Below are 13,146 nucleotides of genomic sequence, written 5' to 3' on the forward strand. Positions count from 1 at the left end.
GAGCGAACCATGCCCGATATCGTCATTATGTTTTTCCTGCTCGGTGTACTTGCCGGCCTCGCCAAGTCCGACCTTAAAGTACCCAAGGCGGCTTACGACACCTTGAGCATCCTCCTGATGCTGACCCTTGGCCTTAAAGGCGGGCTGGCGCTGCATGGCCAGGTAAGCTGGCACTTACTGCCAGAAGTGATCACGGTGATTTTGCTGGGTATCGCCATCCCCCTGCTGCTCTACCCCCTACTGCGTAAATTCATTTTGCTTAACGCTGCCAATAGCGCCAGCATCGCCGCCCACTACGGCTCTGCCAGTGCGGGGACTTTTGCGGTGGCACTGGCGTTTGCCGAAGCCAACAACCTCAGCATCGCCCCACAAACCACCTTGTACTTGGTGCTTCTGGAATTACCCGCGATTGTGGTGGCGATCCTGTTATACAAAAAAGCCACCGGCAGCACCGGCGGCATGAAAGGAATTTGGCATGAAGCGCTCACCAGTCGCGGTGTAGTCTTGCTCACCGGTGGAGTAATTATCGGTTACCTCTATGGCCCCGAAGCAAGTAAAGATATTGCGCCATTATTTCTCGGCGCCTTCAAAGCCTTGCTCGCGCTATTTTTGTTAGAGATGGGCGTGTGTGCATCGCAACATTTAAATCCCTTCCCAAAACAACACTGGCGCTTAATCAGCTTCGCGCTTATCGCCCCCTTTGGTTTGGCCGTAATAGGTATTGCCGCCGGCATGGCGTTAGGTTTACCCCAGGGCAGCACATTAATACTCGCTGCACTCACCGCCAGCGCCTCTTACATCGCCGCACCCGCTGCAATTCAAGCGGCGATTAAAGAAGCGGATGTGGGTCTCGCGATATTTGCGGCGCTGGGCGTGACCTTTCCGTTGAATGTGTTAGTGGGGATTCCGGTTTATTACCAGATGATGGAGGTGATTGGGGGAGCGTAGGGACGGAAATAGGTTTGACTGGTCTAATATTACTCATTAGAGTGAGATGTGGTTCTCGCGGTTTATTTTTTATTTTGATTAAATTGAGTCCGCTGTAAAAATCACATTTAAATCAAGGAAGTTAACTATGTTTTTAAGCAATCCAAATAGAATTAATCTTTCCAAGCTTGATAAAAGCGTTGGGCTTAATGGAGCCAATAAACCACTGGATGTTTTGGTGGTTCAGCGGCTCCTTAATGCCTGCAGGGTTAAATATTCAGGCAAAGTGACTGTGGTTGCTGATGGTTTATGCGGAAGAAAAACATGCGAACAGATAAAGCTTTTTCAGAAAGAGGTCTTAAAATTCTCGCGCCCAGATGGCCTAATACATCCAAATAAAAATACACACCAACGATTACTGTCGTGCATCAATACAGATTTTGTCGGCAAAGAAAATTCTGCTGCTACATTTTACCAAAAAGTTAAAATTGATATTGATCGATTTTTGCTTTTGTATGGACAACAATTCCCTTCTGAATCGAACTCGGCTGCGCTTAAAAAGCTTACCAACCGCATATTTGCTGATACTGATCTTACAGATATAAGATGGGTTGCTTACATGCTCGCCACAGTAAAGCGTGAATGCGGAATAAAAATGCAACCAGTAAATGAGATTGGCAAGGGACGCGGAAAAGACTATGGCGATGCAGTTAAAGTAAAAGACCCTGTTTCTGGTAAAGAAAAAGAAAATGTTTACTACGGGAGAGGGTTTGTACAAATAACATGGGAATACAATTACAAAAAAGTTGGCAAAGAAATCGGCATAGGCGACGAATTATTTATTGACCCAGACAAAGCATTAGAGTTTGAAATTGCATACAAAATAATGTCCAAAGGAATGCGAGATGGGCTTTTTACAGGAGCGAGGCTAATGCAATATATCTCTGGCACAACATGTGATTATATATCATCAAGAAGAATTATTAACGGCAGTGATCACGCACAAGAAATAGCAAAAAATGCCGTAATATTCGAGGAATTTTTGATGGCAGCAAGATTGAAAAATGTTTATAGAGCAATTACCGGAAATGAGTATGCAAATTATGTTTAAGTCTTTAATTGTACTGGGCGCGTGCTTTTCACTTGCAGCCTGCGCTGAAAGCCCCTCAAAATCACCTACCGAAAAGCAACAGGAGTCCACGGCAACACATAATTGGAGCGATATGTCTTATACAGACTGGAATCGGATGCTTAATTTTTCCGATAAATGCCCTGCAAAATTTGACGGCAATACGAAACGATTTTTGAATATACGCGTACTTAACAATTCCACATCTTTGCTTGCTATTTCTTGCGAACTGGGCGCCTATCAGGACGGGAAACTTTTATACCTTTTACATACCGATAAAATATCACCTCTTTCCCCAACTCTGCCAAAATTCGAAACAAATTGGGACCTGGAAGCACAAACGGTCGTGTGGGGAAATCGTTATGTTGAAGGAAATTTTCTCGTTCTTGAAAATTGGTATGCAGGATCGGGAGAATGCGGTTACCGTGCGTTTTATTCTATTGCGGATGTAATTACTCAGTCCTCGCCAAAACCAGAAAAAGTGTTCGGTGATTCCAATTGTGAAGATGGTGTTTATGTCGATGATTGGCCACTTATAGATAACATCCAATAAAATATAGGTTGGGGTGAGCTAGCAGATAAGGAAAAGTCATTAGCTGTTCATACAAGTTTTTAAAACACTTTATCTCAATCTCACCCCGCCCGAATATCCACAATCTCTATCGGTAAATTTAATTCTTTCCATGCTTTATCGCCCGTTAGCACTACCGATTGTAACTCCATCGCCAAACTCAAGCAGGCGCGGTCGCCTAGTGATAGGCCTTTGGCGCGTGTTTGTTTGCGTAACATGCCTGCGGATATAGCTTGTGCCTCATTGAAGACGCAAATTTCTATTCCCAAGGTACGCAATTGCTGGCCAAGATTTTGCGGTGCAGTGTGGTTGTTATCGAGCAGTTTGGTAACCAGTTCGGTGAGGTTTACTGCACTCAATTTGCACTCTTGGGTGAGTAGGCTGGCTACATAATCGCCCCCCGGTTCCCCTTGAATCCACGCGAGTAAGGCTGATGTATCAAGGACGTAAATGGGCATTACGCAACTCCCATTCGCCCGCTTCAGCCTCTTCTTTGGCCGCCTCAGCCCTGCGCTCAGCAATTAACTCATCTACCATAGAGCGCCCTGCTTCTAATGGCGGCATGGCCGCGAGGATTTCATCGCGCATTTGTGCTACGCGCTGCGCCTTGCTGGTAACCACCAAAGCGCCGTTTTTAACCTCCATAAGTAATTGATCACCTTGCTTGAATTGCAGCTGATCACGTAACTCAGCCGGTATGACTACCCTTCCACCTTCTGACATTTTTACCGCTAGCATGACACAACCCTCCAAATATGACATTTAATGAAAATTATGGCACAAAAGTTTAATTAGGACAGGATTTTAGATTAAATACTAACCACTACTAATGAAGCACCTAGAAGAAGCACACCAAAGAATGAGTTCGGCATCCCCTCAGCATCGTGCTAATATGCGCGCCTTTTTTCCGTTTCCGGCTCATTTTTTGAGCGAATATTCATTCAGATTCAGGCAATAGCTATGGCAAGAAAAGTCGCGGTGATTATGGGCTCCAAGAGTGATTGGGCCACTATGCAGGCTGCAGTGGAAATACTGGAGCAAATGGGCGTTGAATATCACACTGAAGTGGTGTCGGCGCATCGCACGCCGCAAAAACTGACTGAGTTTGCTGAACACGCGGTGGAGCAAGGCTACGCCGTGATTATCGCCGGTGCCGGGGGCGCGGCGCATTTGCCAGGTATGGTGGCAGCGCATACGCGCCTGCCAGTGCTGGGTGTGCCGGTGCAGAGCAAAGCGCTAAGCGGTGTGGATAGCCTGTATTCCATCGTACAAATGCCAAAAGGCGTGGCGGTAGGTACGCTGGCGATTGGCGTGGCGGGCGCGTTTAACGCCGGTTTGCTGGCCTGCCAGATTCTGGCGGTGACTGACCCAGCACTGGCCATCAAGATCGAACAATTCCGCCATGACCAGACTCAGGCAGTGTTGGACAATCCCGATCCAAGAGATCAATAAAAGGCAAGAGACCAACAATCAATTGGTGATGTTCGGTAGTTTCTTTTTGCAATCCGTAAGCGCGTTTTGAGGTTAGGCATGAGTCAACGAATTTGGGTTTTAGGTGCAGGCCAATTGGGTGCGATGCTCAAACACGCCGGTATGCCATTGGCGCTGGACGTGTGCCCGGTGGATATCAATGAAAGCAGTGCTCCCGCCCTGGCGGCCGATGACCTGGTCACCGCTGAACGCGAGCAATGGCCGGAAACCCTCGTGACCCATGCCCTCGCCCAACACCCGCGTTTTATCAACCAAAATGTATTTGGCCGTTTGGCTGATCGCAAAACCCAGAAAGAACTGATCGATTCACTGGGTATAGCCACCGCTCCCTGGCGCAATGTGGCTAACGACATCACCGCTAACGAATTGCGCGATCAGCTGGGCGAACGTGTGCTGCTGAAACGTCGCACCGGCGGTTACGATGGTCGTGGCCAACATTGGCTGCGCACCGATGAAGATGAAGTGCCCGAGGATTGGCAGGGCGAAGCTATCGCCGAACAGGCCATCAACTTTGATGAAGAAGTGTCGCTGGTGGGTGTGCGCAATGCGGCAGGCAACTGTGTGTTTTATCCACTCACCTTGAACCTGCATTTAAGCGGCATCCTCTATGCCTCTGTTGCACCACTGGCGCGCTTGCAACCGTTGCAAACACAGGCGGAGGAAATGCTGGGCAAGATTTTGAACGCCCTCGATTACGTGGGTGTGATGGCGATGGAAACCTTCCGTGTGGGCGATCAGTTGCTTATTAATGAACTGGCGCCACGCGTACACAATTCCGGCCACTGGACCCAAGCGGGCGCGAGTATCAGCCAATTTGAATATCACCTGCGCGCGGTTGCCGGCATGGCGACACCGGCGCCACAAGTAGTCGGCCAGAATGTGATGATCAACCTCATAGGCACCGACTACAATCCAGCCTGGCGCGACCTGCCCTGTGCGCGCACCTACTGGTACGGCAAAGAGGTGCGCCCCGGTCGCAAGGTGGGCCACATCAATATAGTGAGTAACAACATCACCGAAGTGCGCGAAACATTGGTACTGCTGGGTGATTTACTACCGGAACACCACTACCGCGATGCAATCGACTGGAGCCTAAAGTCAATCGAAGCACTTTAACAAAAAGCCGGACTTGCTCCGGCTTTTTGTTAGGTTTGGTTAATGTTTGCACCTTGTCAGCGCTGGAGTGTGATAGTTTTTGCAGTGTTTTCTGTTCGTATCCAGCCGTTTCTACCTAGCGAACACTATTCCTACTCCAAAAAGCCTCGATAATGCTCTGAAACACCTGCAAGCAACGTATGTAGTGTTATGCATATCTCAATTTACTTAACGCTAAAAAGCAAAAACTGTTTTACAACTTAACCAATACCAGGAGTTATTTAGCTTGACGGATCTCGATCTAAAAATTACGCACCATGAGCAATACATTCATGTGAATGTGCGCGGCATGGGCAATTATGAAAATGCCCTGTTTATGTGGCAGAGCGTGGTGGATGCCTGTGAGCATCACCAATGTTTTAAAGTGCTCGGAGAGCAATATTTATTTGATTCGGTTTCCACCGCTGAAGCCTTTGATCACCCCGCACTGTTTAAAAAAGTAGGCATTAGTAAAAAATACACATTTGCCTGGGTGGACAACAATCCACGCACCCGCGAAACCACACAATTTGTCCGCGATGTTCTCGCCAACCGCTCCATTGGTTATGGTCGTTTGTTTACCGATGTGGAAGCTGCCAAACGCTGGCTGCTGGAACAAAACTAAATTCTCTAGCGTTCGCCACACACACCATTCCACTGCCGCAATACAAGACTCCCCGAGTGCCCTTCTTTGACAAAGGCACTCGCGCTAACTAGGGTTAACACCAACCGGTGCGCAATAAGGGAGCCTCTAATGTTCAAAACAATAAACGTAGCACTGCGATTAAGCTTATTAGCCAGCACCTTAATTGTCTTAATGACCATCATTGGTTATCTAGGCATTAAAGGTATGGGCGCTGCCTATGATGGTATGCGCAGTGTTTACCTTGATCGGGTAATTCCGTTAAAAAATCTTAAACTTATTGCCGATATGTATGCGGTAAATATCGTGGATGTGGCGCACAAAGTGCGCAACGGCGGGATGAACTGGCAACGCGGTAGCGAGAGTGTTCAGCAGGCGCAGACCGTTATTCGCGAGCAATGGCAAGCGTATCTCGCCACCGAGTTGGTGACAGCAGAAACACAATTGGTAAGTGAACTGACGCCGCTCTTAGGCGAAGCAGACAGAGCCACTGCAACACTATTGGAAATATTTGCTGCGCAAGATGCAACCCGTCTCGATCAGTTTGTGCTACACAAACTCTACCCTAGCATTGAACCCGTCTCCGAGCGTTTCAACCAATTGGTGGATGTGCAACTCAGTGTTGCTGCGCAAGCCTATGAAACCACCAAAAATAATTATGAAAAAACTTTTCTGTTTAATATCGGGCTAATTTTTTTCAGCATCGTCATCAGTATTATTCTCGGGTTATTGATTACCCGCAGTTTAATTCAACAACTAGGTGGTGAGCCTGATTACACCGCTGCGATTATTGATCGCATCGCACAGGGAGATCTGTCGGTCGATGTGAAACTAAAACCGCGCGACGAGCACAGCATTCTGTTTGCCGTCTGGCAAATGGTGAATAAATTATCGAGCATTATTGGCGATGTACGCTCCACGGCTGATTCCCTCTCCTCCGCGTCTGAAGAGCTGAGTGCAACAGCGCAATCACTCAGCCAGGCATCCACCGAGCAAGCGGCCAGCATTGAGGAGACCAGCGCTTCTATGGAGGAAATAAGTGCATCCATTGAGCAAAACAGTCACAACGCCAAAGTCACTGATAGCATTGCCAGCAATAGCGCCAAAGAAGCGCAACAAGGTGGCTCGGCGGTAATTAATACCGTAAGTGCCATGCGCGAAATTGCGCAAAAAATTAGTGTGATTGATGACATCGCCTACCAGACCAATTTGCTGGCGTTAAATGCGGCGATTGAAGCGGGGCGTGCCGGTGAACATGGGCGCGGTTTTGCAGTAGTAGCAAGTGAGGTGCGCAAACTCGCCGCACGCAGTCAAACCGCAGCCAAAGAAATTGGCGAATTAGCAGGTCACTCGGTAGATCTGGCGGAAAGCGCGGGGCAATTGCTCGATCAGATAGTGCCCGCGATTCAAAAAACAGCAGATCTGGTGCAAGAAATCTCTGCAGCCAGCACTGAGCAAAATCTGGGGGCGGGTCAGATTACCCAGGCAATTACGCAAATCAGTATTGCTACCCAACAAAACTCGTCCTCTGCCGAAGAGCTTTATTCCACCGCGGAAGAACTTACGGGACAAGCACTACAGCTGCAACAAATGATGGCATTTTTTAAAATTAAATAATCAAGTTTCCCCTAACCGCTCTCTGTAAAAAGAGAGGTTAGGAGGGATTTGCTCCCCCTACAAAATCCACACTTCCACACGGCGATTCATGCGCCTTCCCTCTTCCGTTTTACTGCTTGCCAGCGGCGCCTCATCGCCCATACCGCGCGCCACCAGTGGATAAATCCCACGCGCAATCAATTGCTGCTCCACCACCTTGGCGCGGCGTAACGACAATTCGCGATTCTCTTCACTCGCGCCCTCGTCATCAGTAAAACCAAACAACTGTACGCGCTTGGGGGAATTAGCTTCCATGTATTTCACTAGCCGCTGTAAATCGCTGATGGACTTGGTATCCAACTCATCACTGCCATCTTTAAAACGAAAGTTGATTGATAATCTCTGCGAGCGATTGGTGAGCTGACGCATTTCTTCGGGGTAAAAATTATTATTAAAGGGTTGACCGGTTTTAATATTTTGCGAAACCAGACCTATATCCTCTACGATACTCTGCCCGCGCTCTGTTGCACTGAAACGAACAAACTCTTCCGCCTCACTGTTGGTGCTCTTTTGCGGTAAATAAAAATACAGGCGGCGCGCGAGAGGATAATCCTCAGTGCTGACGGTGAAATGGGTTGGTACTATCGCCTTGGAACTTTTGGTGGAAGAGATTGCCAATAATTTTGCGCGACGCACATAAGGTAAACCGATAAACCCTATAGCCCCTTCATCTTTTGCCACCGCGTCTGACAGCTCGGTACTGGATTCAAAGCGCTTGGCCGTTAACGAAATGCTCGCACTGGATGGTTCCAGTACCATGCTTTTAAACGAATCCCAAGTGCCGGAATTTTCATCGCGAGCGTAAAGGTTAATAGGGCGATCAGCACCGCCCAAGGCTGACCAATTAGTAATTTCACCGGAAAATATTTTCACCAATTGCGGGATGGACAAACTACCCAGTGAATTACTGCTATTCACAATTATTGCTAAACCATCCAAACCAATAATATGTTCCGCGCCAGGCTCGGTAAGATCGCCTTGTTTGCTGAGCAATAATTCGCGCTCCTGCTCTTTTACCCGCCGCGATGACATGCCTAATTCCGCTTGGCCGCTAAGCAAATCAGCAAATGCTGTGCTGGAGCCATGCGCATGAATTTCTACAAATTCAACGCGCCCGTTAATTTCGGCACTAACGGCTTTTTCCACCGGTGTTTTGCCCTGCTCTGTTTTAATATTGGTGCCGCCACGGGCCATTAAATAGGACTCTACCAACCGCGGCGCCAACTTTTCGCCCACCGTATTGGAACCATGAACGCGAAATAGTGGAGTGGTTGCCCGCGTGAGCACTCCATTAGCCGTCGCAGCAGTTTGTGTTAAAGAGCTGGCGGGTTTGATGCGGGTTTCACTAATCGCCTGAATCACAAATACTTCGCCGGCATCCAGCGGTAAAAATGAGCGCAGTAAATAACCGCCCAGAACCAACAGGAGTGAACAGGTAACTGCCGTCAGGCGTGTGAGACGAATACCTTTTTTGGTTTTTTTGGCAGGTTTGAATTGTTCGCCAGTATGGGAGGCGGAGGTGATGGAATCCTCCAGTTGGCGCACTTCCCACACCAGCGAGGTGAGTTCATCGTCGTTCGCGGTGAGCGCCTTTTCCAGCAACTCACTGCGGTACTCTTCATCCTTTAATACCATATTGAGCGGAATATGCATTTTTAAATGCACTTCACACAGCCGCTTCAAATTCCATAATTTATCGACCAGAGCGACGTTGTAATGAATATGTTTATGGGATTTGGGGGACATGGCGCTTCTCTAACAATTACGGAAGCGCGCACTATAGAAATGTCAGATGACAATTAGATGACAATCCAAATAACAATTCAATTGGCAATCTGAATGAAAGTCCAAATGAAAGCCCAGTTGAAAATCCGCAGGAATTCAACGCCGGTTTATTATTTTGACTCGTGTTGACGACGCAATTGTGTCAAACCGGTTTTAATCCACTTGAGCAAATCGTCGGCATAGAGTGGTTTGGAAAAATAAAAACCCTGTACTAAATCCACACCAAGTTCGACAATAATTTGAAAATCCTCTTGTGTTTCCACCCCCTCTGCCACAGTCGTGAGGTTGAGGTTTTTGGCCAGTTCCACGGTGCTGGAAAAAATGGTTTTCTGCTGTGGTCGCGCCGCAGCGCGATGCACTAAAGAGCGATCAATTTTTAATTCTGTCGCCGGTACCCGCGATAATTGTTGGGCGTTGGCAAAGCCGGTACCGTAATCATCAATTGCGATATGGAAACCTTTCAAGCGCAGCCGTGCGAGAGTGCGAATTGCACTGGCTAATTCCCCCAGCAATGCATTCTCGGTGATTTCAAAAGTCACTTCATTAAACGGCACTTCGTATTCATCGGCCATGGCGCAGAGCCAATCCACAATATCGATATCAGCCAGCGACAAGGGTGATAAATTAAATGCGAGATTAAAACGCAAACCATATTGCTGCCAGGTGCGTTTATGTTTAAATGCCTGCTCCAATAAATTGCGGGTCAGCGGGTCAATTAACCCATGGCGTTCCGCGAGCGGAATAAATACCCCCGGCGAGATCATGCCTTTTGTTGGGTGACGCCAGCGCGCCAGCGCCTCTACACCGCGCAACAACAAGCCTTGCACCGTTAATTTGGGCTGAAATGCCAAAGTCATTTCACCGTTGGTTAGAGCCGCACTCAATTCAACAGCTGTCACTTCTTGTTCAACCTGATGCACTTGTTGCTGCGCCAGTTTCGCGTCGTGAATAAAGCGCAACAGGCTGCACTCCAGAGCATCGGGTAACAGCGGTTTTTGAAAAGTGCCCAATACATGCAAGCCGTCGGCTTCCGCCATGGTGCCAACACTGGAAATTAAAATCGGATCTTTGGCACTGAGAATAATCACACTGGTCGTTAATTTTTTTTGCGCGATGGAGCGGATTAATTCCACACCATCCATCACCGGCATTTCCAAATCAACCAGCACCACATCGATCTTACGGGCCTCCAACGCTTGCAGTGCATCTACACCATTGGTGGCGCCATGCAAATCAGTAACACCCAAATCACGGCATAAATCCTGTGCGTACTGACGCTGCGTAATGCTGTCGTCAGTAACCAACACACTCAATTCCTGAATAGTGGATTTCACACTCTACCTCCCAACACTGCAGGAATTTGTGCGAGCGACATAACCTCTTTCGCTGCCCCAAGATTAATCGCCTCTTTAGGCATTCCGAATACGACGCAGGAAGCTTCATCCTGTGCGATTGTACGGCAGCCCGCCTGCCGCATTTCCAGTAACCCGCGCGCACCGTCATCCCCCATACCGGTGAGAATAATGCCCATGGCATTGCGCCCCGCTGCGCGTGCTGCCGAGCGAAATAATACATCCACGGAAGGACAATGGCGGTTCACACTCGGGCCGCGAAATACTTTTGCAATATATTGGGCGCCGGAGCGCTGCACTTCCAAATGGTGACCTCCAGGCGCGATAAGCACACGTCCGGGAATTAAGCGATCTCCGGGCTCTGCCTCTTTAATATCTACCTCGCATAAACCGTCCAGCCGTTTGGCAAAAGCGGCGGTGAATTTTTCCGGCATGTGTTGCACCACGGCAATGCCGGGGCAAGTGCGGGGAATTTTGGCAAGAATTTGTTCCAGCGCCTGAGTGCCGCCGGTGGAAGTACCTATGACAATAATACTGTCAGTAGTGGCAGTCATCGCCACCAAATCCACCGCTGGAGAAGCAGCCAGGGGTTTGGACGGTGCACTGCTTCCGCGCCGCGCCACATGGGCTCCCGCGGCACCACGCACGGTTTGCCAGAGTAGATTTTTAGCATCCAGCAAAAAATCTTTCACGCCCAGTTGCGGTTTGGTAATGATGTCAATGGCACCCGCAGAGAGCGCCTGCAAAGACAGCTCCGCACCTTTTTCAGCAAGCGAGGAACAGATAATGACGGGTGTTGGCTGCTCACTCATAATGCGCCGCAAGAACGTCAGGCCATCCATGCGTGGCATTTCTATATCGAGCACAATCACATCGGGCCATTTTTTTTGCATTTGCTGCTGTGCAAAAATCGGATCTGACGCGGTGGCATAGACATTAATATCCGGCGCCTCATTGAGCACTGCCGTCAATACCTGACGCACCACAGCCGAATCATCGACGACCAACACATCAATAGTCATAGCAAGTTAATATTCCACAGCAGTGAGAAGGCAAGCCGAAACGCATCATTTGATTGCTCACTAAGTATTGTCGATAGCGACCTGATTACAAGATTTCAGCCGTTATTCATTTCGTAGTGTTTTACATGAATTTCGCCCGTTGCGATTACCAAGGTTAGCGAGCGGGATATAGCACCACCTACATCCACCCTGTAAGGCTGTAAACGTTCTTTTACCAGCCATTGACGCGCGTAGGCAATATTGTCAAAACCAATCGAGGTGGTGCCGCTGTAGGAAAACATATCGCCGCCACCAAATACCGCAATATGAAATTCCTTTAGCTCCCCATAGCGCAACATCGCGGCTTTCATCGCCCCCAGAGCGTTATCGGCATAGCGCCCATCCGAAAGGGCGCGCAGTTGGTTTTCAGGGATGATGCGGTCATAGGGTGATGCAGGCAATAAATAATGACAGAGCCCACCAATTTTTAATTCCGGGTGCCAGGCGGTAAGAGCCACGCAGGAACCCAATAAGGTGTGCAAGCGCGCATAGTCCGCGCCAAAATACCACTCCCCCGGATGGATCGAATACAACTCCTGGCTCTGCGGAATAGTCATAGGCTCACCGCGCCGACAAACGATAAATAGCGGGTTTTACCGGTATAAAACGCGAGCTGATTCCATGCAAGCTTTCAGAGTGCCCCACAAATAAAATCCCATTGGGTTTTAAGGTGGATGCAATGCGCTCCAATATTTTGGTTTTATTTTCATTCTCAAAATAGATCAACACGTTGCGCAGGAATACCAAATCAAACTGGCCCAGATCCGGAAAATCTTCATGCAGGTTCAGCGTGAAAAATTGCACTGCCTGACGCAGCTCCGCGTTCACCCGTGTATTCCCCTCCTGTGAGCCAACGCCTTTGCGGCAGAAACGGCGTAAATAGTCGGGGGGGATATTTTTAATGCGCATCTCGGGGTAAATACCCACTTTTGCCTGCTCAATCACTTTGCGGTTCACATCCGAACAGAGCAACTCCCAAGTAGTCGGGCAGCGATCAGTAAGCAGCATAGCAATACTATAAGGCTCTTCCCCCGTGGACGCCGCAGCGCTCCATACACGAAAATTACTGCCAGCTTTTACACCCGGTAAAATGTCATCGCGCAAATAATCAAAATGTTTCTGCTCGCGAAAAAAATAAGTCTCGTTGGTAGTAATCAATTCAAGGGCGAGATTCAACTCACCCTTGCCCTGCGGGCTTTGAATATAACGATAATATTCATCAAAACCTTTGATGTCACAGGCAATCAAGCGTTTCCACAGGCGATTACTTAACAGTGCTTTTTTTTGCGGCGGCAAAAAAATTCCCAATTTGTTTTCAATCAATTGCTGAAACAATTGAAATTCGCGATCAGTCGGAATCACACTCGACATATCAGTTGTCATAACACAGCACTCAG

Annotated in this window: 14 protein-coding genes; 7 read left to right on the plus strand and 7 right to left on the minus strand. The window is 48.5% G+C overall.

The window, feature by feature from the left end; genetic code table 11:
- The first annotated feature begins 9 nt into the window (after positions 1-9).
- The 3 genes from NNX04_RS09005 to NNX04_RS09015 all read left to right on the plus strand — a co-directional run bounded on the left by NNX04_RS09005 (position 10) and on the right by NNX04_RS09015 (position 2,609).
- Positions 10-948, plus strand: a complete 939-nt coding sequence (locus NNX04_RS09005; RefSeq protein ID WP_261948199.1) for a sodium-dependent bicarbonate transport family permease — start codon at positions 10-12, stop codon at positions 946-948.
- 127 nt (positions 949-1,075) lie between these two features.
- Positions 1,076-2,038 carry a glycoside hydrolase family 19 protein gene (locus NNX04_RS09010; RefSeq protein WP_261948200.1) on the plus strand — a complete coding sequence of 321 codons (963 nt, stop codon included), beginning with the start codon at positions 1,076-1,078 and terminating at the stop codon, positions 2,036-2,038.
- A complete protein-coding gene (locus NNX04_RS09015; protein ID WP_261948201.1) occupies positions 2,022-2,609 on the plus strand; it encodes a DUF1176 domain-containing protein in 588 nt (195 codons plus the stop codon). The genes NNX04_RS09010 and NNX04_RS09015 overlap by 17 nt, the downstream gene beginning before the upstream one ends.
- A gap of 80 nt (positions 2,610-2,689) precedes the next feature.
- On the opposite strand, the gene NNX04_RS09020 is transcribed toward NNX04_RS09015, so the two are convergent.
- Together NNX04_RS09020 and NNX04_RS09025 are read right to left on the minus strand one after the other, a co-directional pair.
- Positions 2,690-3,085 (minus strand): type II toxin-antitoxin system VapC family toxin, encoded by a 396-nt coding sequence (locus NNX04_RS09020; RefSeq protein WP_261948202.1) that lies wholly within the window; start codon positions 3,083-3,085, stop codon positions 2,690-2,692.
- Positions 3,066-3,365: an AbrB/MazE/SpoVT family DNA-binding domain-containing protein gene (locus tag NNX04_RS09025; protein WP_261948203.1), complete on the minus strand. Its 300-nt coding sequence runs from the start codon at positions 3,363-3,365 to the stop codon at positions 3,066-3,068. The genes NNX04_RS09020 and NNX04_RS09025 overlap by 20 nt, the downstream gene beginning before the upstream one ends.
- Before the next feature lie 222 nt (positions 3,366-3,587).
- Here NNX04_RS09025 and purE point away from each other — a divergent pair, with 222 nt between their 5' ends.
- The 4 genes from purE to NNX04_RS09045 all read left to right on the plus strand — a co-directional run bounded on the left by purE (position 3,588) and on the right by NNX04_RS09045 (position 7,512).
- Entirely contained in the window at positions 3,588-4,079 is a 492-nt protein-coding gene (purE, locus tag NNX04_RS09030) for a 5-(carboxyamino)imidazole ribonucleotide mutase (protein WP_007643312.1), read from the plus strand.
- A gap of 78 nt (positions 4,080-4,157) precedes the next feature.
- Positions 4,158-5,234 carry a 5-(carboxyamino)imidazole ribonucleotide synthase gene (purK, locus tag NNX04_RS09035; RefSeq protein WP_261948204.1) on the plus strand — a complete coding sequence of 359 codons (1,077 nt, stop codon included), beginning with the start codon at positions 4,158-4,160 and terminating at the stop codon, positions 5,232-5,234.
- A 265-nt stretch (positions 5,235-5,499) separates the two neighbouring features.
- Positions 5,500-5,877 (plus strand): hypothetical protein, encoded by a 378-nt coding sequence (locus NNX04_RS09040; protein WP_225318444.1) that lies wholly within the window; start codon positions 5,500-5,502, stop codon positions 5,875-5,877.
- A gap of 129 nt (positions 5,878-6,006) precedes the next feature.
- Positions 6,007-7,512 carry a methyl-accepting chemotaxis protein gene (locus NNX04_RS09045; protein ID WP_261948205.1) on the plus strand — a complete coding sequence of 502 codons (1,506 nt, stop codon included), beginning with the start codon at positions 6,007-6,009 and terminating at the stop codon, positions 7,510-7,512.
- A 57-nt stretch (positions 7,513-7,569) separates the two neighbouring features.
- On the opposite strand, the gene NNX04_RS09050 is transcribed toward NNX04_RS09045, so the two are convergent.
- From NNX04_RS09050 to NNX04_RS09070, 5 genes are all read right to left on the minus strand, one after another.
- Complete coding sequence (locus tag NNX04_RS09050; RefSeq protein ID WP_261948206.1) at positions 7,570-9,297, minus strand: phosphate ABC transporter substrate-binding/OmpA family protein; 1,728 nt, start codon at positions 9,295-9,297, stop codon at positions 7,570-7,572.
- Between the two features lie 149 nt (positions 9,298-9,446).
- A complete protein-coding gene (locus tag NNX04_RS09055; RefSeq protein WP_261948207.1) occupies positions 9,447-10,670 on the minus strand; it encodes an EAL domain-containing response regulator in 1,224 nt (407 codons plus the stop codon).
- Complete coding sequence (locus NNX04_RS09060) at positions 10,667-11,710, minus strand: protein-glutamate methylesterase/protein-glutamine glutaminase (protein WP_261948208.1); 1,044 nt, start codon at positions 11,708-11,710, stop codon at positions 10,667-10,669. Before NNX04_RS09060 ends, NNX04_RS09055 begins: the two co-directional genes overlap by 4 nt.
- Before the next feature lie 95 nt (positions 11,711-11,805).
- A complete protein-coding gene (locus NNX04_RS09065; RefSeq protein ID WP_007643332.1) occupies positions 11,806-12,306 on the minus strand; it encodes a chemotaxis protein CheD in 501 nt (166 codons plus the stop codon).
- Positions 12,307-12,310: 4 nt separating this feature from the next.
- Positions 12,311-13,132, minus strand: a complete 822-nt coding sequence (locus tag NNX04_RS09070) for a CheR family methyltransferase (RefSeq protein ID WP_007643334.1) — start codon at positions 13,130-13,132, stop codon at positions 12,311-12,313.
- Positions 13,133-13,146: the final 14 nt, after the last annotated feature.

This window comes from Cellvibrio sp. QJXJ, assembly GCF_024452345.1.
Taxonomy (GTDB): Bacteria; Pseudomonadota; Gammaproteobacteria; order Pseudomonadales; family Cellvibrionaceae; genus Cellvibrio.